Below are 24,664 nucleotides of genomic sequence, written 5' to 3'. Positions count from 1 at the left end.
AGGAAATGTCACTTCGACGGCTCCGACATCGTATTCAACCGATATCAGGGCGCTGAATGAAATGATACAAAGAGAAAGCGCATTTATCGATCTGCTGATCATGGAGATGGATAAAGTGATCGTAGGTCAGCGTTACATGGTTGAACGCTTGCTGATCGGCTTATTGGCCAATGGTCACATTTTACTGGAGGGCGTACCGGGCCTGGCAAAAACGCTGGCCATCAATACGCTGTCAAGAGCTATCCAGGCCGATTTTAGCCGGATCCAGTTTACACCGGATTTGCTCCCTGCCGACGTGCTTGGTACCATGATCTACAACCAAAAGAAAGAAGAGTTTATTGTGCGCAAAGGTCCAATCTTCTCAAACTTCGTTTTGGCCGATGAGATTAACCGTGCGCCTGCAAAAGTGCAAAGTGCATTGCTTGAGGCCATGCAGGAGCGCCAGGTAACTATTGGCGATACCACCTACAAACTGCCCGATCCATTCCTGGTATTGGCAACCCAAAATCCAATTGAGCAGGAAGGTACTTATCCCCTGCCCGAAGCACAGGTAGATCGTTTTATGCTGAAAGTGGTGATCAAGTATCCTAATAAGGAGGATGAGAAAAAGATCATGCGCGCCAATATTTCGCCATCAGGCATGAATAAGCCAAACGCCATTATCAAGCCCGAAGAAATCATCAAAGCCCGCAAAATAGTACGCGAGGTTTATATGGACGAAAAGATCGAGCAATACATCATCGATATTGTTTTCGCTACCCGTTTCCCTGATCAGTTTAAGCTTGCCAAATACAAAACGCTGATCACCTTTGGTGCATCGCCAAGGGCAAGTATCAGTTTGGCACTGGCAGCAAAAGCATATGCCTTTATTAAGCGCCGCGGCTATGTGATCCCTGAGGATGTGCGTGCTGTTTGTCATGACGTACTAAGGCATCGCGTTGGCTTAAGCTACGAAGCCGAAGCAGAAAACATCACCAGCGAGGATATCATTACAGCCATCCTGAACGCGGTTGAGGTACCGTAAACCTCACCCCCTGCCCTCTCCAAAGGAGAGGGAGATAAAAATGTAAAATTGTTAATTAAAAGGCTTTTAAAGTCCTCCCCCCTCGGGGAGGATTTAGGAGGGGTACATGGCTAAAGACACCAAGGATCTGCTAAAAAAGGTAAGGAAGATAGAGATCAAAACCCGTGGCTTAAGTAACCACTTATTTTCGGGCGAGTATCATTCTGCTTTCAAAGGCCGGGGTATGGCCTTTAGCGAGGTTCGCGAATACCAGGTTGGCGACGAGATCCGTACTATCGATTGGAACGTAACGGCCCGCTTCAACGCACCTTACGTAAAAGTATTTGAAGAAGAGCGTGAGCTTACTGTAATGGTGCTCATGGACGTGAGCGGATCGGAAAACTTCGGCACGCAGAACCAGCAAAAGCAGGACCTGGCAACAGAGCTTTGCGCTGTACTGGCATTTTCGGCCATACAGAACAATGATAAGGTAGGTATTATATTTTTCAGCGATAAGATCGAGAAATTTATCCCGCCTAAAAAAGGCCGCAGCCATATCCTGATGATCATCCGTGAATTGATCGCTTTCCAGCCCGAAAACAAGGGCACCAACGTGGCCGAAGCGCTGAAATATTTCACAAGCGTTATCAAAAAGAAATGTACAGCCTTTGTGATCTCTGATTTTATTACACCCGAGTTTGAAAACGAGCTTAAGATCGCCAATAAAAAGCATGATATCATTGCCTTAAAACTCTACGACAAACACGAAGAAGAGTTCCCGAACCTGGGCCTCATCCCTGTTAAGGACGAAGAAAGCGGGCAAATTATGTGGGTAAATACTGGTGATAAGGCCGTTCGCGACGCTTTTAAATGGGATGCCGTGAAACGCAACGCCGCCCTGCAGGATACTTTTAAACGCTCGGGGGTTGATTATACTACCATTGGCACACATGAATCATACGTTAAACCATTAATGACATTATTTAAAAAGCGGGAAGGCCGGCGGTAAAATATATGAACAGGTACATCAAATATACCCTGGCTATGTTGGTATTGCTTGCAGGCTTTTACCAAACAGGCAGGGCGCAAAACTTTGGAGCTAAGGCCTCGCTGGATAAAAAATCTATCCTCATAGGCGAGCAAACACAGCTCAATTTAAGCATCCGTTTTCACGCTAAGGATAGCATCGGGTTTCCTAAACTGGCCGACAGTATAGGCAAAATTCAGCTCGTTAAATTTAAGGCCGATACTGCTTTTGACCCGGGCGATAAATCCATCAAAACCATAACCCGGCATTATACCATTACTGCTTTCGATAGCGGTACTTATGTAATCCCATCATATGTATTTAAATCGCCGGTAGGTGACTTACCAACCGATACATTGAACCTTGATGTAAGAACGGTCGCGGTTGACACAACTAAGGCCTTTTATGATATTAAGCAGCCGCTTGCCATTAACTATACGTTTTGGGATTGGCTGCGTGACAACTGGAAGCTAACTTTAGGCATACTGGCTGGCCTGATTGTTGGCGGCGGCGCAGTATTTTATCTGCTCAGACGGCCGAAAAAAGAAGTTGTGGTTGAAGAGGTTAAGCCCGATATTCCGCTGCACATCCAGGCTCTTCAAAAGCTTGATGAGATCAAAAACAAACAGCTTTGGCAGCACGACCAGGTTAAGCAATATTATATTGAGCTGAGCGATGTGGTGCGCGAGTACCTCGAAAAAAGGTACACTATACAAGCCCTCGAACAAACATCCGAAGAAATTTTTGCCAGCTTAAGGCATATGGACATAGCCAGCGAAGACAGGAACCTGTTAAGGCAATTGCTTGTGCTATCGGACATGGTGAAATTTGCCAAGGAAAAACCTGCGGCCAATGAAAATGAAAAGAGCATGGAAAACGCCGTTACTTTTATTAAAGATACGCAGCCCCATGCCAAACCAGCCGGTGTAAATGTGAAGGGAGATGAGGCAAGATGATCTGGTTTAAAGGAATAGAATTTGCACATCCGGGCTTTTTCTGGCTGCTGATCAGCATTCCGCTTATGGTGGGCTGGTACATCTGGAAGCAAAAGCAACTGCAGGGTAACCTGGCCATGCCTACCGTAAGGGGCTTTGCCATGATCACCAAAAGCATGCTGCCCCGTTTCAGGCATTTGAGCATCATATTGCGCTCATTGGCAATGGCGGCATTGATCATAGCACTGGCAAGGCCGCAATCGTCACTAAGCTGGCAGGATACTACCACCGAAGGTATTGATATCGTTATTGCTTCGGATATTTCAGGCAGCATGCTTGCCGAAGATTTTAAGCCCAACAGGCTTGAGGCGGGCAAAAATATCGCCATCGATTTTATTCAGAACCGCCCGAACGACAGGATCGGCCTGGTAGTTTTCAGCGGCGAAAGCTTTACACAATGCCCGCTCACTATCGATCACTCAGTATTGGTAAACCTTTATGCCGATATAAAAAACGGGATGATTGAAGACGGAACCGCTATTGGTATGGGTTTGGCAACAGCAGTAAACCGCCTAAAAGACAGCGAAGCCAAAAGTAAAGTAGTGATCCTGCTTACAGATGGTTCAAACAACTCGGGCTCTATTCCCCCGGTTACCGCCGCCGAAATTGCCAGGCAGTTTGGTGTAAGGGTTTATACGGTAGGTATAGGTACCAACGGTTATGCCCCCTACCCGTTTCAAACCCCAATGGGCGTACAATACCAGCGAATGAAGGTTGATATTGACGAAGGTACGCTGAACAAAATTGCTACTATTACCGGCGGCCGGTACTTCAGGGCTACCAACAACAGCGCGTTGAGGGATATTTACGAACAGATTGACAAACTGGAAAAAGCCAAGATTGATGTTACCCAGTACCGCAAAAAAACCGAGCGCTTTTTGCCGTTCGCCATTATTGCACTGGCGCTTTTATCGTTGGAATTTTTAACAAGACACACCCTGCTTAAGGGGGCTATAACATAACAGCATGCTACGTTTTGCAAATACAGAATTTTTATGGGGATTGCTTGCCATTCCGCTGCTGCTCTTTATTTTTTTGAGGGTAAACTGGTGGAAACGTAAGGCAATTGCCTCGTTGGGTAACAAGGAGGTGGTGATGCAGCTGATGCCACAGGTATCCTTTTCACGTCCCTGGATCAAGTTTATCTTTTTCATGTTAGCCTATGCCCTTGTTATTATTGGCATTGCCGATCCGCAGTTGGGCTCCAAAACCGAAGAGGTAAAACGCAAAGGTGCCGACCTGATGATCCTGCTCGACGTTTCAAACAGTATGCTGGCTCAGGATTTAGCCCCCAACCGGCTGGAAAATGCCAAACGTGCATTATCACAATTAATTGATAAACTGCATGATGACCGTATCGGCATCGTGGTATTTGCGGGGCAGGCCTATGTACAGCTCCCTGTAACTACCGATTATGCAGCAGCGAAACTGTTCCTCAATACCATTAACACCGAAATGGTGCCAACACAGGGAACCGCCATTGGCGCGGCAATTAACCTGGGGATGCAGTCGTTTGATTTTAAGAACGGTACGGGTAAATCCATGATTATTATTACCGATGGTGAAAACCATGAGGATGATGCCGTAGAGGCAGCCAAGGCCGCTTTAGCCAGAAATGTTACCGTGAATGTGGTTGGTGTGGGTTCGGAAGAAGGGGCTCCGGTTCCAATTTACCAGGGTGGCAAACAAGTTGGTTTTCATAATGACAGTACCGGGCACCCCGTAGTTAGTAAGCTGGATGAAACCATGGGCAAGGAGATTGCTGCTGCAGGAAGCGGTGTTTACGTGCGTGCAAACAACGCTAACAGCGGGCTTAACATTGTGATGGACCAGATAGCCAAAGTGCAACGCAAAATGACCGACACCAAACAGTTTAAGGATTTTGAAGACAGGTTCCAGTTTTTCCTGGGCATTGCATTTGTGCTGTTACTGGCCGAGTTCTTTATCTCCATCCGTAAAAACATGCGCCTGAGCAAGATCAAATTATTTGAAGTAAAAAACACATGAAGCAATATATCATAGCCATTTTATTAGTGCTGCAGGCTTCATTTCTTTTTGCCCAGCAGGAAAGAAAATACCTGAGACAGGGTGACGAACTCTATCAGCAAAAAAAGTATAAAGAAGCCGAAGCGGCATACCGTCAGGCCATGAGCAAAAAAGCCAAAACCCTTGAGGGTAATTTTAACCTTGGCGACGCCATGTTTAAGCAGAAAAAATATGATGATGCAGCCGCGCAATTCAACAAACTGGCAACTGCGTCGATCGATAAAAATGTAAAAGCAGGGGCTTATCACAACATCGGCAACTCCTTTTTAACCCAAAAAAAGTACCAGGAAAGTATTGATGCTTATAAAAAAGCGCTGGTTAATAACCCTAAAGATGAGGAAACCCGGTATAACCTTGCCTATGCCCAAAAAATGCTGAAAAACCAGCAGAATAAGAATAAAGGCGGGGGCGGCAACAACAATAATAAGGACAAGGACAAAAACAAGGATAAGAATAAGGACAATAAGGATAAAGACAAAAACGATAAGGATAAGAAGGACCAGGATAAAAATAAGCAGGACCAGGACAAGAAAGATCAGGATAAACAAAACCAGGACAAGAAAGATCAGCAGGGACAGCAGCCTAACCAGCTGTCAAAAGATGATGCCCAGCGTATGCTTGATGCCCTTAACAATGATGAAAAGCAAACCCAGGATAAACTGAAGAATAAAAAATTAAAAGGTGCTAAGGTGCCTATTTCAAAAGATTGGTAAATCTTTGTTGTTTTGTAGATACTAATGAAAATTAAACTTTCCATATTAACGCTGTTGCTGTGTTGCTCAAGCCTGGTTTTTGCTCAGGTAAAGTTTACGGCATCGGTAAATAAAACTACGATAGGCACAGGCGAGGTTCTTGAGGTTACCTTCTCCATCAACGCCAACGGCGAACGTTTTGCGCCGCCTGCTTTTGGCGGCTTCCAGGTAGTTGGCGGCCCCAATGTATCCAACAGCATATCCATGATCAATGGGGTTACTTCGGCAAGCATAGCTTACGGGTATGATTTGGTACCAACAAAAGAAGGTGAAATAACCATTGGCCCCGCTACTATTGTAGCCGGAGGGCGGCCTTACAGCACTGCCCCAATAAAAATTAAAGTAGTAAAAGGCCAGGGCGGGCAGGCCAGTCAGCAGGCGCAGCAACAAAGCAGCAATGGTCCCGATAGCCGCAACATTCAAAAAGGACGTGTAAGCGATATCTCCAAATCATTATTTTTACGTGCCGAGGTTGATAAAACAACCGCCTACATGGGCCAGCAGATCATGATGAACCTGCGCCTTTATACCCGGGTCAACATCGCCAACGGCGAACCAGAAAAAATCCCGGACCTCAACGGCTTTTACAGCCAGGAGATCAAAAGCACCAATCCAAACGCCCAATGGCGCACCGAAATTTTAAATGGTGTAAGGTACAACGTAACCGATATTAAACAGACCGTCTTGTTCCCAGAGCATGAAGGCAATATCACTATTGAGCCATCCATCATGAACTTTATAGTGAGGCAACAGGCCGCTTCATCTTCAGGCGATCCCTTCGATGCCTTTTTTGGCGGATACGAGGATGTGAAGTACAAGGTTAAAAGTACGCCCGTTGTCATCCACGTAAAACCATTGCCATTGGCAGGCAAACCTGCCGAGTTTACCGGCGCTGTGGGTAAATTTAATATCGAAGCTTCACTTGATAAAAATGATGTTAAAGCTAATGATGCCATTAATTACACCATAAAGGTAAGCGGCACAGGCAACCTGAAGTTGTTGAAACCGATAACGCCAACTTTCCCGGCCGATTTTGAAAAATATGAGCCTAAAATCACCGACACCATTACCATAAATGCCAGCGGTTCATCGGGCAACAGGAAATACACCTATCTGCTGATCCCAAGGCATCAGGGCGATTTTACTATCGACCCGGTTAAATTCGCATACTTTAACCCCGCTACAGGCAGGTACGTTTCATTAAGCACCCCGGCATTCCATGTCAAAGTAGCTAAAGGCACCGGCGATGGCAGTAATGTTACCGCTTTTTCAAACGCGGGCAAACAGGATGTCAAAGTGCTGAGCAATGATATCCGCTACATAAAAACGGGCACCGAATTAAACGAGGTAGGCAGCGATTTTTACGGATCGGGGCTGTATTATTTCCTGCTGATCTTCGGTCCGGCAGGTTTCTTAGGCGCTTTGGTTTATGGTAAATGGCGCGATAAAAACAATGCCGACGTAGTAGGTTTAAAAAGCCGTAAGGCTGGTAAAATAGCAGCCAAACACCTGGCCAGTGCCAAACAACAATTAAACGATAAGAAAGCCTTTTACGAAAACCTGTTCCGTGGTTTATATGGCTATTTAAGTGATAAGCTTAATATCCCTTACTCAGATCTTAATCGTGAAAAGATAGCTTTGGAACTAAAAGCCCGCTCGCTTGATGAAAGTCTCATTAATGAGATGCTTGACACGCTTGACCTTTGCGAAATGGCACGCTATGCCCCTGTATCGGGTATTACCGAGCAGCAGGTGTTTGATAAGGCCCAGAACATGATCAATAACATTGAAAATAAAATATAACATGATGAAGCGCATTATATACTTACTGCTCATCATCGTTATGCCGATATATGCATTAGCTAACGATGAAGCTAACATCCTGTTAAAAAAAGGAAATGACCAGTACGCCAAAGGCCAGTACAAGGAAGCCATAACCACATACCAAAAAATTGTGGACGACGGGCACCAGTCGGCATTGGTTTACTATAATCTGGGCAATGCTTATTTTAAAAATGAGGATGTACCATCTGCGCTGTTATATTATGAAAAGGCGCACAAGCTTTCGCCGGGCGATGAGGATATCAATTTCAATATCCAGTTTGCCAATCAAAAAACAACAGATAAGGTAGAGGCCGGTACCGAATTTTTCATCACCAAATGGTGGCACTCGTTTATCCTTCGCTTTTCATTAACAACTTTGGCGGTGATGACAATCCTGTTCTTTATAGCGGGATGTGCATTGCTGACAGTGTACAGGTTCACTAATTCGGTAAGCATAAAAAAATGGGCGTTTTATTCGGCTTTAGTGATCTTGCTTTTCGGTTTTGCAAGCATGTTTGTCGCAAGCCGTCAGGATCAATATTTTGATGCCCATCACGGCGCCATCATCTTCAGCACATCTGTCAATGTAAAAAGCGCACCAACGCCCAATGCCAAAAACCTGTTCCTGATCCATGACGGCACCAAGGTTGAGATACTGGAAAATAACAACGACTGGATGAAGATCAGACTGGCCAGCGGCAACGAAGGCTGGATCAATGCTTCGGATGCTAAGGAAATATAGTTTTTGAGGCGAGGTGAAAGGATAAAGGTAAAAGGCGAAAGTTTTTTTGAGCTTAAAGCTTTTTTCTCTCTCCATTATTCACCGCATGTCATTTCGACGAACAGCGGGAGAGCCTTGTGTAATGGCCGTGAGGAGAAATCTTATACATCTTGCTTAGCGGCAATGAAAGCGTTAAAACAGGGCGTATAAGATTTCTCTTTCGCAGCATTTCACAGGCCATCTATGCTCTTTCGAAATGACAATTTTCATTTTAGTTATTCACTTCCTTTACTGGCCACTTCACTGGTCGAAGCTTAGCGATAGCGTAACTTCGTCCTAAAATAATGGAAGCATCCTGCTTCCGTAGATTATCTATAGTACCATAGTCCAGTTAAGCTGAAAGCTTAACCTATTGTAGGTCCAAATTACGCTATCGCTAAACTTGAACCAGTATTTGTGTATTCGCTTTTGGCTTTAAGCTTTTGGCCTTAAGCTGTGTTTTGCCAGCAGCTCCAGCACATCCTCTTCCGTCCCGGTAAAAGGGCCTGACGATTCTATTTTAAAACTGGCCATGGCAGCTGCAAATTCACCTGCTTCCTGGAAACCTTTGCCTTTGGCGCGTTGGTATAAATACCCTGCCATATAGGTATCGCCACAACCGGTAGCATCAACTACTTCAATCGGTTTATACGCCGGAATCTGATAGTAAACACCATCGGTATAAATAACAGAGCCCATACTGCCCAAAGTGACCACCACTTCGTTAACACCCCATTCGTTCAAAACTTTGGCACCTTCATGGATATCTGTGATCCCGGTGAGTACTTCCATTTCGTGCTCGTTCACTTTCAGGATGTGGATGTGTTGCAAGGCTTCGCGCTTTTCGGGCCAGTCGATAGCCACCACGTTTTTATCTTCCACTTTACGCAGGTAGCCCTGCGCGTCAAGAGAGAGTTTGCCGCGTTGAGCGAGGTCCTTTATAAATTCTACCGAAATATCATCGGCCAGTAAGGGACCTAAATGGTATACCCGGGACCGGATCTCATCAAGTTGTTCAATTGTGAAAGGATCGGCTTTTTGGAGCACGCGCTGAGTGCGGTGATCCTGGTTAACAGAGTAAATATTTTCAAAGTAAACCGTTTCGCCGCCTGTTGTTGCATGTACCTCGATGCCTTTGCCGCGGAGCTTTTCAACCACCGGCATTTCGCTCAAAGCAAGCGAAGTAACCAGTGTATAACTCACATCCATATTACGAATGGCGTTTGAAAAATAAAAAGAAGTACCGCCAGCCATGTGTTTCACCGCCTGCGGTGTCACTACTTTATCTAACGTAATATGCCCTACACAACAAATATCGTACATGAAATTTCCCTATTATGATTTGATAATCAGCCCTTATTATTAAAATAAACGGCAAATGTAAGAAATAGGATTTTGAGTACAAGAAGTTATCTGTTTTGTGACAGGGAAATCACTTTAGTAATTTTCTGGAATTTATCTGATGCTTAATACATCCGCACCCGCCATTTCGGCCAGGTCATCAAAATATACCGATGCCAGGCGCTCCCAGCTTAAGCGGCCGCTGTATTGAAGCCCCTCTTCAATAAACTGTTCCCGCAGGCTATTGCTCTTAAGCAGTAACTCTATCTTTTCAACATAGCAGTCCGCATCATAAGGTTCGCATTTAAACCCGTTGATGCCCTGCTCTATAAAATCTTTTGAACCGCCGCCATCTGCAATAACACACGGTAACCCCGATGCCATGGCCTCAAGTACTACATTACCGTAAGCCTCAGATACCGATGGGAACAGGAAGATGGTTGATGATGCGTATAAAACCGAAAGCATTTTATGATCTACCTTACCTGTAAAAACCGCGTTGGGCATCTTTGCTTCACAGGCCTTGCGCGCAACGCCGTCGCCGGCAATTATGAAGTTAACTTTGGGGTGCCGATCCTGCATTATTGCATAAATCTCAAACAGGGTCTCCAGATTTTTTTCCCAAACCAGGCGGCTCGCAAATAAAATAGTTGGATTATCATTTCCCGTTACCGATCGCAGACTTTTTTTATGTGCTGGTGAAAACACACCGGCATCCATTCCTCTTTGCCAAAGCCTCATACGATAAGTATCAACTCCCATGTCAATCAGCTCATCCCTCATCGTAATTGAAGGTACGTATACCTGGTCACATTGGTTATAGAAAGCCCTATGGTTCTCAGCCATAATTTGCTTAACCTTATTGATCAGGAAGGGGGTATGTTTCAGGTAATAATCGATATAGGAGATAAAATGCGTGTGATAAATGCTCATAACAGGCAAACCATGCTGAGTAGCATATTTTAACGCAAAATTGCCTAAAAGCGATGGTGTAGCGATGTGTACAATATCGGGCGAAAAATTATTTACTTCTTCCGTTAATTCGCTGGTTACCAAAGCAGGAATAGCCATGGTATAACCTGTATTTATAGGTAATGTTAAAGCCGGTACTTTTAACGATTCAAAACCCGCTATGCTATCCGGTCCGGCTCCGTAAACAAACAGAAATTCAAAAATATTACGGTCAATCCGTTTAATGAGCTGATACATGGTGCGTACAGCACCGTCAAAATCTTCAATAAGTATCTCTGCAAAAAATGCTACTCTGATCTTTTTCATCTTATTGACTGATTAGCTGTTATTTATTTTGTATTCACCTTCGCATATCTTACAGGCTCCGGCCCCGTCATCAGGAACTCCCTTAATTCGGCTAATTTATCGGTATTGATCAGGTCAACCTCGCATTCAAGCAGGGCTTTCCATACTTCTTTGTTTTCAGGAGAAGCCCACAGGCGCACGCGTTTTTTATGGTGATGTGCAGCGGCTACATAATCACGCAGCAGTTGTTTCTGATCTTCAGGCATAGGGCCTTTACCTGTCCAGCTAATCAGGCGCGAATATTTGCAGCTGGCAGTTTTATAAACAGTGTTTGAAAGCGTATCGGTATGCACTTGCATCAGGTCTTCATCAATAAAGGCATACCGCTGTTTTTGCGCCTGAAGCATTTTATAAGGCTTATTGCCGGTTATAACAATGGTTACACTTCCTTCTGTTATTTCGCCGTTATTATAACTCGAAAGCATTGGTGCGTAACGCTTTAACACTTCCGCCAGTTTTGCATAAGTCTTTTCAGCGTCTGATTTAATATCTATCATCAGGGTAACAGGAGAAAGCGGGTACACCACCTCCCTGTTTTTGCCTTCGTAACAGTTAAACAGTGGCTTTAAATAAAGCTGCTCCAGGGTTCGTCTTTTTTGAAAAGCGGGCAGCATATGTGCAACCAGCAATTCGTCATCGCGCAGGTAAATATCAGCCTCTACGTTTTGGAAGCCGTTATCCAAAGCATCATACAGAGGCCGGTTATGCCAGTAATCATTATGGGCGAAACCTTTGGAGAGGGGGTTATTTTGAGCCTGGCAGGTAATAGCTCTGAAGGTAAGGATAACAAAAAACAGAAATTTCAGGTGCTTGTGGCAAAATGCTGCTTGCATCGTAATTTGTATTTGTTGCTACAAATTTACCGCTCCGATATGTACAGGCAGTTATGTCATGGTAAAGTAAAAGCAACAAGTGTTTTAATTTATTGTAAATGACTTAACATTTTCATCACATTAAAGCATACAAATTGACACCTTCCGATTAAAGCGGATTCACATTAAATAGGTATTTTATAAAGAAGTGTTAATAAGCTATAGAGATTCGCCAAGGATCAATGCGGCAAGCTGCTGCCAATTAATAGCCTTTTCGGGAAGTGAAAACAGATTTGAGATAAGCATAAATACATCTTCTGCATTTTTGCCCTCATGTCTTAAATATCTGATGGATGTTGAGCCTGCCGATTTGGATAGCTTTTTGCCGTCTGCTTCAAGCAACAAAGGATGATGATAAAATACGATATCATTAAAAGCTTGCTTACCCAACACATTTGCCAATTGAATTTGCGCCAGTGTTGATGCCCATAAGTCCTCCCCTCTTACTATCAGATCAACCCCATAAAGCAAATCATCGATAACCGAGGTGAGCTGATAGGCCGGGAAACCGTCTTTCTTACGCACAACAAAATTTTCCATTTCGGCAGGCAGTTGTGTTTGGATGGTTGTACCATTATAAGTTTTTATCTGTAAGGAAACCGCATTATCGGTACGTAATCTCCAGCTTGCTTCCGGAGTGCTTAACGGAATTTGCTTAGCTAAACAGGTGCAGGTTCCAATTTCACTGAGTTGCTTCCGCGAACAGGTGCAGGCGAAAACAAAACCGTCGGCGGCTAATTGCTCAAGGGTTTCATTGTAAAGGTGCATCCGGTGAATTTGTGAAAATCCAGTTTGAAAATCATGCGCATTCTGCGGGCCTTCATCCCATGGGATTTCTAAAAAACGAAGTGTATCGAAAATATCGGTCAGATATTCGCGGTTAACCCTTGCTCGGTCGAGGTCATCAATCCTTAATAAAATTTTAGCGCCATGTTTTCGGGCCAATGCCGCGGTAATTGAAAACGACAAGATATTGCCCACATGCAAAAACCCGCTTGGTGTTGGTGCTATGCGGGTTTTATTAAAATGTATCGGGGAGCTTGTCAATTGTTTTTATAGTTGATGAACGCGCCAAGATACAAAAGATGGGGAGCGCAGCAAATAGTCAATCACCTTAAACGGGCACAATATTGATTCCCCTCTTGAGACTGTCGTGTGTGTACACATCTTTTTAATCTTATGATTAATAGAAAAAATGTCATTTCGACGAGCCAAGGGTGGGGTTTGTGCGCCAGAGGTGAGGAGAAATCTTCTACGCCCTGCTTTTACAGGTATAGTTGTAGAGCCTGATGTAGAAGATTTCTCTTTCGCTCCATCACTTAACCCGGCGCCGCTCTATCGAAATGACAATTTTTTAAAGATGTGTACACACACGACAGTCTCAAGAGCGGCGTCGCACTTTTCTCTGCTCTCGAGGCTTCCAATGCTTCCGATAAACCATTATGCCAGCAACGTACCTCCATCAACAACTAAATTTATTCCGGTGCCAAAGCTTTGCTTCATCAGGTACACAAAAGCAAGGGCAACATCATCGGCATGGCCAACACGGCCGAGCAGTAAGGTATCTTTTGCCCAATTGTAAAGTCCTTCTTTGTCTTCGGCAGGCATGCTATCCCACAAGTTGGTGTCAATTACGCCGGGTATTACGGCGTTCACACGTATCGGAGCCAATTCAACAGCCAGGGCCCTTACCAAACCTTCCATAGCACCGCAAATACTGCTGGCTATAGACCAGCCCGCGGCTGGTCTTGTTCCCGCTGTGCCGCCGGTTAGGTTTACCGAGCCGCCATCATTAATGAACGGTGTGCCATATTTAACAGCAGCATAAGCCCCCCAGTAACGCAGGTTAAAGAACTTACGTGCAGCCTCAATATCTGTTTGGTCGATATTATAAAGATTAAGATTTTCGGCAGCAGTATAAACCAGGTGGTCGAACTTACCGGTCTGTTCAAAAAATAATTTTATATTTTCTTCGTGCGATAGATCCACTGGGTAGCCTTCGGCATCTTCAGGCAATTGACTTAATGCGTTATTGATCTTACTTTGATTACCCGAAACTATGACAACTTTAGCACCTTCGGCAGCGGCAGCTTTTGCTGTCGCAAAGCCTATACCTGTGCTGCCACCCAATATAATTACCCGCTTGCCCTTTAATGACGATTTACTTTCAATTTGATTGTTCATGATGTTTATTCTTTTTTTAGACACCACAAAGTTCCCGCGCAAAAAAATCGTTCCACTTACCATTTGGTAAAAAGCGATTGGTCTCCAGAATTTATAAATGCTAAATTTGACTTATGACACTTGCAGACAGGGTTATCCATTTCAATGAGCAGCTAACCTACACCGGCGAACCTTTACCCGAAGGCATCCGCATCATGAACCCATTTAAGGAGCATCCGCAAACTATGCGTATTGTTGATGAGTTTTATCATAAATATTACAACGATAACCAGCAACGGCATATCATTTTGGGCATTAATCCGGGCAGGTTTGGCGGAGGCTTAACCGGAATACCTTTTACTGACCCTAAACGGCTGATCTCCGAATGTCATATCAGCTACGAAGGCAAAATGTCGCATGAGCCATCATCTGTATTTGTTTACGAGGTGATCAATGCCTTTGGCGGCCCGGAACCTTTTTACAAGCAGATCTATATCAACTCACCCTGCCCGTTGGGCTTTACCAGTATTGATGCCAACGGCAAGGAAAAGAATTACAATTACTACGACAGCAAGGAGTTAACCAAAGCCGTTTATCAGTTTATGATCGAAAACATCCGTAAGCAGATTGCGCTTGGGGTTAACACCGATAAATGTTTCTGCTTTGGCACCGGTAAAAATGAAACATTTCTGCGCAAGCTGAATGACGAGTATTATTTCTTTGACGAGATCATAGCGCTGGAACATCCCCGCTTTATCATGCAATACAAAACAGCAAGTAAGCAATTTTACATTGATAAATATCTCGCTGCTTTTGAAAGTATTGCGGGGTAAATACCTATTTGTTTCAAGGCAAAACGCTTATATTGTACGCTATAACCAATTGACCTGTAAGCCATGACCAACAGCAAGTTTTTACCATTCCTGCTCCTGTTATTCGTTTTCCCAATTGTTTCAAAAGGACAATCTACCAACAATAAACTCATTTCGCCCCGCATCAGGGTGATCATGGATAATGATTTTAGCGGCGACCCGGATGGTTTGTTTGCACTTGCCCATTTGGTGCTATCTCCATCAGTTGAAGTTAGGGGCGTCATTGGCTCGCACCTGAATGCTAATGACGGTTTCGACAGATCTAAAACCCAGGCAGAGAACGCGGCAAAAAAAGCTGCTGATCTATTGGCTGTTTTAAAGATCAAAGACCAATTCCCGGTAATAGCAGGTTCTAATACCGCCATGGTAAACGACAGCACTCCGGTAAAAAGTAAAGCTGTCGACCTCATCATTAAAGAGGCCTCACGTACAGACACCTCCCTCCCCCTTTATATCCTTTGCGGTGCCGGGCTTACCGAATTAGCTTCGGCGGTATTAACCGAACCCAAAATTGCGGATAAATTAACGGTGGTATGGATTGGCGGTCCGGAATACAGCGATCTTGCCCTGCCCCCGCCAAACTACAGCAGCCCTGAGTATAATCTTAATATCGATATCAATGCCGCAAGGGCAGTGTTTAACCGTTCGCAATTAAAGCTTTGGCAAATCCCGAGGGATGGGTACCGCCAGGCTATATTGCCATACTCGGAATTACAGCTTAAAATAAAACCACAGGGCGAAGCCGGCAAATACCTGGCCGGTATACTCGAAACCCTGATGGGCCGCCTGCAGCAATATCATTTTAATATTGGTGAAACTTATATTTTAGGCGATAGCCCACTGGTGCTGCTTACAGCCTTGCAATCATCCTTTGAGGCTGATCCTTCATCGAGCGAGTATGTGTTAAAACCTTGCCCGCTCATTAATACACAGGGTGGATATGATTATAATGCGCATGGGCGCAATATCCGGATTTATCGCAGGTTGGATATTAACCTCATGTTTAATGATTTTTTTGCCAAGCTTGAGCTGAATAAGTAAAGGGCTACTGATTCAGCTGATAAACAACCGCCTCATAAGGCATCAGTGTGCCATTTTTTGATGGCTTTTGATAATTGCCTATTAAAACGGTAGCGTTGCTTAAATCTATACCGGTTTGTGCCGAAGCTTGTTTGGCGGTAAAATTCAAAAGTACAAGAAGTTTCCTGCCGTTCAATTCCCTGGTGTAAGCATAGGTATCAGGATTTTGCGCATCAAGCAAAGTATACTTTCCATATACCAGCACCAGGTTATCTTTGCGCAGTTTTACTATCCGCCTAAAATAATTTAATGTACTATTGGCATCCTTTTCCTGGGCCGCAGCATTAATATTTTTGTAGTTGGGGTTTACCTTTATCCAGGGAGTACCGGTAGTGAAGCCTCCATTAGCATTACTGTTCCACTGAAATGGGGTACGACCATTATCCCGGCTCTCAAAGGCTATGCGTTTTAAATATGCAGGTAAATCGGCGCCGATATTTTTTTGTCGCTGGTATTCATTCAGTGTTTGTACATCGCGGTAATCATCTATTGTGGTGAAACCTGCGTTTGTCATGCCCAACTCGTCGCCGTTATAGTAGTAAGGCGTGCCGCGCATAGTCATTAAAAAGGTGGTCAGCATTTTCGATGATAGGGCTCTAAACTCGGGATTATCATTTCCGAACCTGCTCACCAACCGGGCCTGGTCATGATTGGCCAGGAATATCGACAACCAGCCTTTTGCCGCAAAAGCACTGTCCCATTTGGTAAATACCTGTTTTAAATGCATTATGCTGTAGCCTTCGGGCTTGGCAATATCTACGCCTTCAAAAGCGTAAGCCATGTTCAATTCATTCCTTTCGGCATCAACCAAATTATGGCCGTCTTCAAAAGTATTTCCTGCGCCTTCGGCCACACTCATTACGTTGTATTTGCTCAGCACTTCCCTGTTCATTTCCTGCAGGTAACCGTGCAAATTGCCTTGCACACCGTAATATTGGGTAAAGTTTTTTTCAAACCCTTTCGGAAAAGCGGGGAACGTAGTATCCTTTGCAGCAAATTGAAAAGCATCGAGCCTGAAACCATCAATCCCTTTATCGGCCCAAAACTTCATAATGCCATATACTTCATTCCTGAGTTTTGGGTTTTCCCAGTTAAGATCGGGCTGCTTACGCGAAAAATAGTGCAGGTAATAGGCGTTGGTAAGCGAATCGTACCGCCAGGCATCATGGTTTACATCAAATAAACTATAGCGATAAGGAGGTTTCCCTTTTTCGGCATTCCACCAGTGATAATATTCACGATAAGGATTTGTGCGCGAGCCCCGGCTTTTTTTAAACCATTCGTGCTCGTCGCTGCTGTGGTTTACTACCAGGTCCATCACCAGTTTTATACCACGGGAATGCATCCCCTTCAGCAACGCGTCAAAATCATCCATGGTTCCAAAATCCTTCATGATATTTCGGTAATCACTTACATCGTACCCGTTATCATCATTGGGCGAACTGTAAATAGGGTTTAGCCAAACAACATCTACACCCAAACTTTTAATATAATCAAGCTTTGAGATGATCCCTTTTAAATCGCCAATACCGTCTCCGTCATTATCTTTAAAACTGCGGGGATAAACCTGGTAAACTATAGCTTCTTTCCACCATCTGCGGTTGATGGTATCCGTTGCGCCGGGATTATTCTGAGCAAATCCTGCAATAGCATCAAGCATAAAAATAGCAAGAGCCATAAAACGAATGTAAGGTACGTTCATGATCATAATCGATTAAAAATTTAGCGGGACAGAACTGGCTTTCTGTGGTTTATAACAAGACCATATTAAGGTAGCAATATTTAAGGGAAACATCAAATAACCTAACCAAAGGCACCGGCTCAACACCTTCCGAAATTTAGGTTTCAAACATTATGCACATTTCTGGGTTTAAATTGAGCTAACACCCATCACAATTACATAGTCAATAAATTGAATTTTAAATATTTATACCCGTTAGCGTGCATCACAAACCACCACATAAAATTTCCCTGCTTTTAAAAACGGTTTTATTCATACTATTTACAAGCATATCGGCACATGCCTCCGGCCAGGTACAGGTTCCTGCCGATTCGGTAAGGGCCGACTCGCTCCGCATTAAAGAAAAAGTAGTACAACCCGCCAAACCCACCGATACTTTATATAAACAATATGACTTCGGCGACCTGGTACGTAATATACTACATCCCGGCAGGCCCGCTTCCCCTCCCAATAAAAAGTCATCGGGTATAACGGTTATACCCAATATAGCATCTAACCCAACCATCGGCTCACAAATTGGGATCAAAGCTGTAGCAGGCAAAAAGTTAGGGAACGATCCAAATACATTGCTTTCGGTAGCGGCTACATCGGCATCAATTACTACCAAGGGTATCATTTATTTTTATATCAACCACAACGTATACACACCGGGTAATAAATGGAATTTTCAGGGCAATTTGGTTGCAGCCAAAACAGTTTCGCCCGATTATGGTTTGGGAATTGGCCAGGCATCAAGCGGCAGCCAAGCCGACCAGGTGCTGGCCAATCCCGAGCGTAAAGGAAGGGCCTTGCATTCGCAATATTATAATATCCGGGAGAAGGTATACAAAGAGATAGATAAAGGATTGTTTTTAGGTGCAGGTGCATCTTTTGATATCAGGCGAAAAATTGAGGACACCAAATCAACAACCGATCTTACGCCTTACAATATTTACAGCGACCGACACGGCTTTGCCCGAGATCATTACGCTGCCAATGGTTTACTTTTTAACCTGCAATACACTACGCGTGATAATCAGAACCGGGCTTACCGTGGAATTTATGCGGATGCCGGCTTCCGCATCAACCAAAGCTGGATGGGCAGCTCAAAAAACGCGGTACAGTTCACTACCGATTTCAGAAAGTATTTCAGCCTGTCGGAAACTAACCCCGAACATGTTATAGCCTTTTGGAATTGGGGCTCATACCTCATTAGCGGTAATATCCCCTATCTTGAGCTGCCCGGAACCGGCAAAGATCCAGGTTTTAGAAGCGGCCGTGGCTATGTTGTTCAATACTTTAAAGGCACGCAATACAATTACTCGGAAGTTGAATACCGTTTCCCCATACTCAGGAACAAATTTATAAGCGGTGTGGCTTTTGCCAACCTGCAAACAACCAATGACGAATCGGGCACTAAAATATTCCAGGTATGGCAGCCGGGTTACGGCGGCGGTTTGCGTGTATTGTTTAACAAAGCTACCCGCACCAATCTATGTCTTGATTATGCCTTTGGCAGATATGGCTCTAAAGGGTTCTTTTTGGGCTTGAATGAGGCATTTTAAAAAACATAAGAAATAACTATCCTCCCTGGAAATTACTCTGCAATAAATTTGGCTCAAAAGGTTGTTAAAAAAAGCGGGGCGCTTTTCTGATCAAGAAAAAGCGCCCCGCTTTTTTGTTATTGAAAAAACAGCTTATTGCCCATTGGTAGCACTCCAGCCGTCGCCCCAGCCGCTGCCGCCTGCTGCTTTTGTACCTTTTAAAAGCTTATCATATTTTGCTGTTTGTTCTTTAGTTAAAACAGCTTTAATTTTTGAAATGGTAGCTGCACGTAAAGGTTTAATATCAACCAGCATTTTAGTGTTGTCGCCTTTGTCTGCCGCTTTGATCTTTTCAAATTTCTCAGATGATTCCTGGTATATTGCCGCTATTTTTTCGGTTTGTTTATCATTAAGCTTTAATTGTTTTTGCAGCTCTTTTGATTTTTCAACAGGTTTGGCACCTGGTTTAGTTTGTGCGTTGCTTGCTGCAGCCAATCCTATAAACATACAGCATAGTAATAAGAACTTTCTCATGGTTTAAGATTAAATTTTAATTGATATAAATGTAACCATTTTGGTATAAAACGAGTCAATATTTTCTATTACAAACGCTTAACTCAATTTGTTTTAGCGGCCATTTGCATAGGCATACATTCAGACATGCTTTTGCTCCTGAAAATTAATTTTGTTAGCTGGGTGGTTTTGTATTGCGGATTACCTTCAGTGATGTTTAGAAACTGGTTTGGGGCAACATTTTTAAAGTATTGTACCGCCCCACTGCCAGCCCATTTGATCTCAATTTCATCAATCACTTTTGCATGGCCAATACCTATCTCCTGTCGCAAAGGTGATGACCCAAAACTTCCGCCCGAGTTAACATCCTTATAAACAGAGCGCTTAACACCATTTTCCATAAAAGTAAGCTTGATATGGCTTCCTATGGCCGCATTATTGGCTTTTGTACCGTTCAATTTCAAGCTGATCCAGTTGTTATTACTTACACCGGGGTTCATATATAATGAGCTGGTATACGAATCGCCGATATAGGCGCCGCCCATTTCGGCAAAAATGTCCTGTTGGCCGTTATTCCTCAAATCGGCAAATGCAATGCCGTGCCCTTTTTGCAAATTTCCCATACGTGAGGATGAAGTGATATCGGCAAATCTTTTCCCGCCGATGTTTCTGAAAAACTTGTTGGGCACCAACGATTTAAAATCAGGGTTTCCTGTACCAAAATACATATCGGGATAGCCATCATTATCAATATCACCAAAATTTGCCCCCATACTGTAAACCACCTTATCCAGGCCGGCTTCTTTGGTTACATTGGTGAATGTGCCATTATGATTGTTTTTATACAAATAGATATTGCCGGCCTCTGCTACAGGTTTACCCAAAGCAGCGGCGGCACTATAGTATCCTAAAGTACGCTCAAAGTGATAGTTGGCAACCATCAAATCGGGCCAGCCATCGTTGTTATAATCATAAAACCAGGTAGTAAAGGTGCGCTGTTTGATCTGATCGAGGCCCGATTGTGCAGTAACATCCTCAAAATCTACACCGGCTGCGGTTTTACCCTTGTTTTTAAGCAGGTATTTACGCCCATCCATGGTTGAGATAAAGATGTCGGTAAAACCATCGTTATCATAATCGGCAGATGTTACACCTTTAACAAATGCCTTAATACCACAATGGGCAGCGGTAGTGATATTGGAGAATGTACCGTTACGGTTATTGATGTACAACTGGCATGTTGATTCATCGGCATAGTACCTTGACTCTGTATTTTCGTTACCAACAAACACATCCAGCCAACCGTCGTTGTTAAAATCCGCCCAGGTTGCTGTTTGCGTTGGATGCAGCATAAATAACCCGCTTATGGAAGTAACATCAGTAAACGTACCGTCGCCGTTATTGCGTAATAACGAACTTGGCTGATTACCGAAACCACGGGCTAACCATGCGCCGCGCAATACAAAAATATCCAGCTTACCATCGTTGTTATAATCAGTTTGCTGAATGTTAAGCCCACCGTTAATGCCTTTTAAACCGGCAGCCTCGGTACGGTCGCTAAATGTGCCGTCCTGGTTATTTTGAAAATAATGCATGGGGTCGCTCAGGTCCCAGCCCGATGTCATGATATCAAGGTAGCCATCGTTGTTAAAATCATCAACAATGACGCCGCCTGCCCGGCCGTTAATGTTGAGGCCCAGGTTGGCAGCCACGTCAACAAAGGGCTTAACCTGGTATGCAGTATCCGAATCAACATTAAGGTTAGGGATCAAAACATTTTGGGGCACTTTTTGCGGATACTCTCCAAGTGTCATATAGGCGATATTGATCAGCCAACGCGATTCATAATCATCGGGATGAAGTTTCAGCAATGTTTTATAAACTTCAATTGCTTTTCTTGATCCGGTTTGGATCTTGTGCACGCCATCATCCTTAATAGGGAAGATGCATGATGAACCCGTATGGTTAAGCATACAATTGCTGCGCTCGCCCAAACGCATATAAGCTATGGCCTGTTCGGGCAGCGTTTCGTCGGTCGACATAAAGTCGATATTATCCATCAGGTATTTATAAATATTAACTGATTGCTGCTCTTGTCCGGCCTTTAGTAAAAGCGACGCCTTTGAAAATAAAACCTCAGGACTTTTGGCAAGCCGTTTGATTTTAAGCAACGAATCGCAGTAAGCCAGCTTCATCTCCGGATTGAAAGGATTGGAAATGGTATTGTTTTTTATATTGATCTGTTTTAATACCTGCACCATCTCTTCATTAGATGAGCTTTGGCAGGATGCAATTATGGTGAAACCGCACAGCAGCATAAGCGCCGCGGTAATTTTTTTCTTTATCATAAAAATGTTCATTTGCTGCGCGGATAAAATGCCAAAGCAAATCATCCGCGATAGAATAGATGCGGATTAACTTGTATAAATAAATTTAAGACAGCAGAACCCAACAGGAAACATTAAACAAATGCCGGCCTGTAAATGAGTTAAACAGAAAGAATCAGCAAGATGCTTTAGGCGGTTGTTCAGGAATCTCCCGGTGAGCGTTTATTAAAAACGGCACGGGTTGTGCAATTTTTTCAGGCAAAGGTGTTACAGGGCAATAAAATTCAAATTGCGCAAATGAAAGGCTTACGTTATCCTGTAAAACCATTTTACCAAAAGGAACATGTTCTTTTTGCGGAACAGGGATATCTCTGATTCCTTTTGCATCAAGCACATTGCTATCGGCAAAGCGGGTGGTTTCATAGTTAGGGATGCACATCAGGTGAAGGGCATTCCTTGTCATTCGCATTTTTACGTAATTGTAGGTAGAGTTGCCAAATGTAATATGCCCGGATATGTTTTCAAAAACACTCCAGTCATGAATAGAGGGCAAATTAACAGGGATAGTAACCTCAGTAAGGTCATTTACATTATATAGCCCTTTTTGAATCTGTTCATTAAAAAATTTATCTGATTTATAAACCAAATATTGATGTAAAGCCAGTTGCCCACCAATGTTAAGCAGGTAAATATTAAGTAATATTAAAGCAATGGTCTTTTTCAAAGGCTTACAATCATCTAAAGATGAGGTTTATAAACGACATTTTCAAGACTTATTTATTAATATTACAAAAAGCATTAATTAAAAGTATATAATATTAGATACTTAACTGATTCGCTGGGTATGCGTTGCGCCGCCCCTCTCTCCGTTTTTTCTGCAAAGAGCCGTTATGAAAACAAAAAAATCCCCCTTTGCAATTGTGCAAAGAGGGCAGAGTGAATATAGCCATGTTGTGGAGAGTTGATACCCTCCAATAAGTTATCCTCTTTTCAACAGAAAACGATTCTTTAACCACTCCCTAACAGGTTCATCATATAGCTTAAGGCAAGCATAAGCAATAGCAATGCTCGCTACAAAAATACCCAAACCACCAAGTAGCCCTTGTGCCATAGGTATTTTATTATTTGTTACCCAGGCTATGTGAAAATAAATGAGTGGATAGTGGGTAATATAAAGCGGGTACGACAGATCGCCAATAAACTTGCAAACCCTGATTGAGCTTTTACTTTTTAAAGTTCCGCCGGCGCCTATAGCAACAATTAACGGAAAAACGATAATGATGCAAAACGATTCGTATAAACCATTCATCCATAAATGTTCCGGCCCTCCTATCCTTGGCACGCATAAAACAGCAATGATCAAAACACTGCAAACCGTAAATGCACCTTTAACATGTACCAGCTTGCCCATGCGGCAAAGCAGCATACCGGCAAAAAATGGGTAAAGCAAACGGGTGAAGCCTATGTAGAGTTGTGTTTTATCAACCGACCATCCGCCAATTACATCGCCCTGCGGCCCCATCACTGTGTAGTGGATGAGCAAACAGGCTGATGCAAACACCAATATTGCCAGCAGCGTTTTAGAGAATCTGCGGATCACGAGCGCGTAAAGAATATTAGCGATATATTCAAAAAACAACGACCAGGCCGGGCCGTTGAGCGGGTGCATTTCCTGCCAGCCGCGGATATCCATTGAGGGTAGTATCGGGATCAGCGTACAGCCAACCAACATTATCAGCAGCATTTTCCAAACCGGCGTATCATGAATAAGCGGAAACGCTGTACCACTTTGTGAATAGAAAAACAGGGCGCCAATAATTGACCCGGCAATAACCATAGGCTGCAGGCGAATGAGACGTCGTTTATAAAAATCCCACTGGGTCATTTTGTCCCAACGGTCGTCATAGGCGTAAGCTACTACAAAGCCTGAGAGCACAAAAAAGAAATCGACCGCCAGGTAGCCGTGATTAATAATTTGATGAAAACGATCGCCGGAATAGGTCTCAAAAATATGAAATGCCACTACAAACAGCGATGCCACACCGCGCAAGCCGTCAAGAATTTGATAATGCCCTTTTGTTTCAAGGTACGTAGTGCTTTTACTCATTAGCAGGAAAAAACAAGTATGATAAATTGGTTAATTCGGATTTGGTAGTGTGCGTTCCAAACAAAGCACAGTACCATGGCTATAAATATGCTTTAATTTATTGGCAAGTCAAAACCAAACACAGGGAAATCGCTTTTAAAACAGCAATTGCGATTTCGCACGGAAACTAAGCCACCCCAAGTCCTCTCCAAAGGAGAATGAACACTTTTTTTCTTAAAGGAGGCTGTATTATAAACCGTAATACGGGATTTTTTCGACTTATTCAAATACTTAAGCGATATAGTTTTGGGCTAACTCTACTGACAAAAAGGGGGGTTAACAGGGGTTAACAGAATTCAGCGCTTATATTTACATATATAATTAATAATCAGACGATTGAGTGTTTTTTTATGCCAAAAAAG

The 24,664-nt window shown here is 43.5% G+C and carries 21 protein-coding genes; 11 read left to right on the top strand and 10 right to left on the bottom strand.

The features are described from left to right. Positions 1–64: 64 nt before the first annotated feature. The 8 genes from ACEN9X_RS12985 (at position 65) to ACEN9X_RS12950 (ending at position 8,389) form a co-directional block, all read left to right on the top strand. A complete protein-coding gene (locus ACEN9X_RS12985; RefSeq protein WP_394332326.1) occupies positions 65–1,024 on the top strand; it encodes an AAA family ATPase in 960 nt (319 codons plus the stop codon). Positions 1,025–1,130: 106 nt separating this feature from the next. Continuing rightward, a complete protein-coding gene (locus ACEN9X_RS12980) occupies positions 1,131–2,012 on the top strand; it encodes a DUF58 domain-containing protein (protein ID WP_091216540.1) in 882 nt (293 codons plus the stop codon). A 5-nt stretch (positions 2,013–2,017) separates the two neighbouring features. Then, positions 2,018–2,986 (top strand): hypothetical protein, encoded by a 969-nt coding sequence (locus ACEN9X_RS12975; protein WP_413670765.1) that lies wholly within the window; start codon positions 2,018–2,020, stop codon positions 2,984–2,986. Beyond that, entirely contained in the window at positions 2,983–3,987 is a 1,005-nt protein-coding gene (locus ACEN9X_RS12970; protein WP_413670764.1) for a vWA domain-containing protein, read from the top strand. Before ACEN9X_RS12975 ends, ACEN9X_RS12970 begins: the two co-directional genes overlap by 4 nt. Before the next feature lie 4 nt (positions 3,988–3,991). Next, positions 3,992–5,032 carry a vWA domain-containing protein gene (locus ACEN9X_RS12965; RefSeq protein ID WP_413670763.1) on the top strand — a complete coding sequence of 347 codons (1,041 nt, stop codon included), beginning with the start codon at positions 3,992–3,994 and terminating at the stop codon, positions 5,030–5,032. Then, on the top strand, positions 5,029–5,784 hold the full coding sequence (locus ACEN9X_RS12960; protein WP_413670762.1) for a tetratricopeptide repeat protein: 756 nt from the start codon (positions 5,029–5,031) through the stop codon (positions 5,782–5,784). Before ACEN9X_RS12965 ends, ACEN9X_RS12960 begins: the two co-directional genes overlap by 4 nt. A 24-nt stretch (positions 5,785–5,808) precedes the next feature. Beyond that, positions 5,809–7,626 carry a BatD family protein gene (locus ACEN9X_RS12955; protein ID WP_413670761.1) on the top strand — a complete coding sequence of 606 codons (1,818 nt, stop codon included), beginning with the start codon at positions 5,809–5,811 and terminating at the stop codon, positions 7,624–7,626. A 4-nt stretch (positions 7,627–7,630) separates the two neighbouring features. Beyond that, positions 7,631–8,389, top strand: a complete 759-nt coding sequence (locus ACEN9X_RS12950; protein WP_413670760.1) for a tetratricopeptide repeat protein — start codon at positions 7,631–7,633, stop codon at positions 8,387–8,389. 453 nt (positions 8,390–8,842) lie between these two features. Here the strand turns inward: ACEN9X_RS12950 and ACEN9X_RS12945 are convergent, their stop codons facing one another. The 5 genes from ACEN9X_RS12945 to ACEN9X_RS12925 form a co-directional block, all read right to left on the bottom strand. Continuing rightward, positions 8,843–9,730 carry a PfkB family carbohydrate kinase gene (locus ACEN9X_RS12945; protein ID WP_413670759.1) on the bottom strand — a complete coding sequence of 296 codons (888 nt, stop codon included), beginning with the start codon at positions 9,728–9,730 and terminating at the stop codon, positions 8,843–8,845. Positions 9,731–9,862: 132 nt separating this feature from the next. After that, positions 9,863–11,026 (bottom strand): glycosyltransferase family 4 protein, encoded by a 1,164-nt coding sequence (locus ACEN9X_RS12940; RefSeq protein WP_413670758.1) that lies wholly within the window; start codon positions 11,024–11,026, stop codon positions 9,863–9,865. 23 nt (positions 11,027–11,049) lie between these two features. Beyond that, positions 11,050–11,898 carry a phosphatidylinositol-specific phospholipase C/glycerophosphodiester phosphodiesterase family protein gene (locus ACEN9X_RS12935; RefSeq protein WP_413670757.1) on the bottom strand — a complete coding sequence of 283 codons (849 nt, stop codon included), beginning with the start codon at positions 11,896–11,898 and terminating at the stop codon, positions 11,050–11,052. A 198-nt stretch (positions 11,899–12,096) separates the two neighbouring features. Further along, positions 12,097–12,984, bottom strand: a complete 888-nt coding sequence (locus ACEN9X_RS12930; RefSeq protein WP_413670756.1) for a glutamate--tRNA ligase family protein — start codon at positions 12,982–12,984, stop codon at positions 12,097–12,099. Between the two features lie 393 nt (positions 12,985–13,377). Beyond that, a complete protein-coding gene (locus ACEN9X_RS12925) occupies positions 13,378–14,121 on the bottom strand; it encodes an SDR family oxidoreductase (protein ID WP_413670755.1) in 744 nt (247 codons plus the stop codon). 113 nt (positions 14,122–14,234) lie between these two features. Here ACEN9X_RS12925 and ACEN9X_RS12920 point away from each other — a divergent pair, with 113 nt between their 5' ends. After that, on the top strand, positions 14,235–14,933 hold the full coding sequence (locus tag ACEN9X_RS12920) for an SMUG2 DNA glycosylase family protein (protein ID WP_413670754.1): 699 nt from the start codon (positions 14,235–14,237) through the stop codon (positions 14,931–14,933). 63 nt (positions 14,934–14,996) lie between these two features. Continuing rightward, positions 14,997–16,013, top strand: coding sequence for a nucleoside hydrolase (locus tag ACEN9X_RS12915; RefSeq protein WP_413670753.1), 1,017 nt, complete (start codon positions 14,997–14,999; stop codon positions 16,011–16,013). 4 nt (positions 16,014–16,017) lie between these two features. On the opposite strand, the gene ACEN9X_RS12910 is transcribed toward ACEN9X_RS12915, so the two are convergent. Beyond that, a complete protein-coding gene (locus tag ACEN9X_RS12910) occupies positions 16,018–17,754 on the bottom strand; it encodes a glycoside hydrolase family 13 protein (RefSeq protein WP_413670752.1) in 1,737 nt (578 codons plus the stop codon). A gap of 239 nt (positions 17,755–17,993) precedes the next feature. Between ACEN9X_RS12910 and ACEN9X_RS12905 the strand changes: the two genes are divergently transcribed. Further along, on the top strand, positions 17,994–19,337 hold the full coding sequence (locus tag ACEN9X_RS12905) for a BamA/TamA family outer membrane protein (protein WP_413670751.1): 1,344 nt from the start codon (positions 17,994–17,996) through the stop codon (positions 19,335–19,337). A 132-nt stretch (positions 19,338–19,469) separates the two neighbouring features. Here the strand turns inward: ACEN9X_RS12905 and ACEN9X_RS12900 are convergent, their stop codons facing one another. The 4 genes from ACEN9X_RS12900 to ACEN9X_RS12885 form a co-directional block, all read right to left on the bottom strand. Beyond that, a complete protein-coding gene (locus ACEN9X_RS12900; protein WP_413670750.1) occupies positions 19,470–19,850 on the bottom strand; it encodes a hypothetical protein in 381 nt (126 codons plus the stop codon). A gap of 83 nt (positions 19,851–19,933) precedes the next feature. Beyond that, positions 19,934–22,177 (bottom strand): FG-GAP-like repeat-containing protein, encoded by a 2,244-nt coding sequence (locus ACEN9X_RS12895; protein WP_413670749.1) that lies wholly within the window; start codon positions 22,175–22,177, stop codon positions 19,934–19,936. A gap of 154 nt (positions 22,178–22,331) precedes the next feature. After that, positions 22,332–22,880: a hypothetical protein gene (locus ACEN9X_RS12890; RefSeq protein ID WP_413670748.1), complete on the bottom strand. Its 549-nt coding sequence runs from the start codon at positions 22,878–22,880 to the stop codon at positions 22,332–22,334. A 255-nt stretch (positions 22,881–23,135) separates the two neighbouring features. Beyond that, positions 23,136–24,263 (bottom strand): acyltransferase family protein, encoded by a 1,128-nt coding sequence (locus ACEN9X_RS12885; protein ID WP_413670747.1) that lies wholly within the window; start codon positions 24,261–24,263, stop codon positions 23,136–23,138. Positions 24,264–24,664: the final 401 nt, after the last annotated feature.

Source organism: Mucilaginibacter sp. Mucisp86 (assembly GCF_047324315.1).
Taxonomy (GTDB): domain Bacteria; phylum Bacteroidota; class Bacteroidia; order Sphingobacteriales; family Sphingobacteriaceae; genus Mucilaginibacter.
The sequence above is the reverse complement of the archived record's forward strand: the minus strand, read 5'-3'. Positions and strand labels throughout refer to the sequence as shown.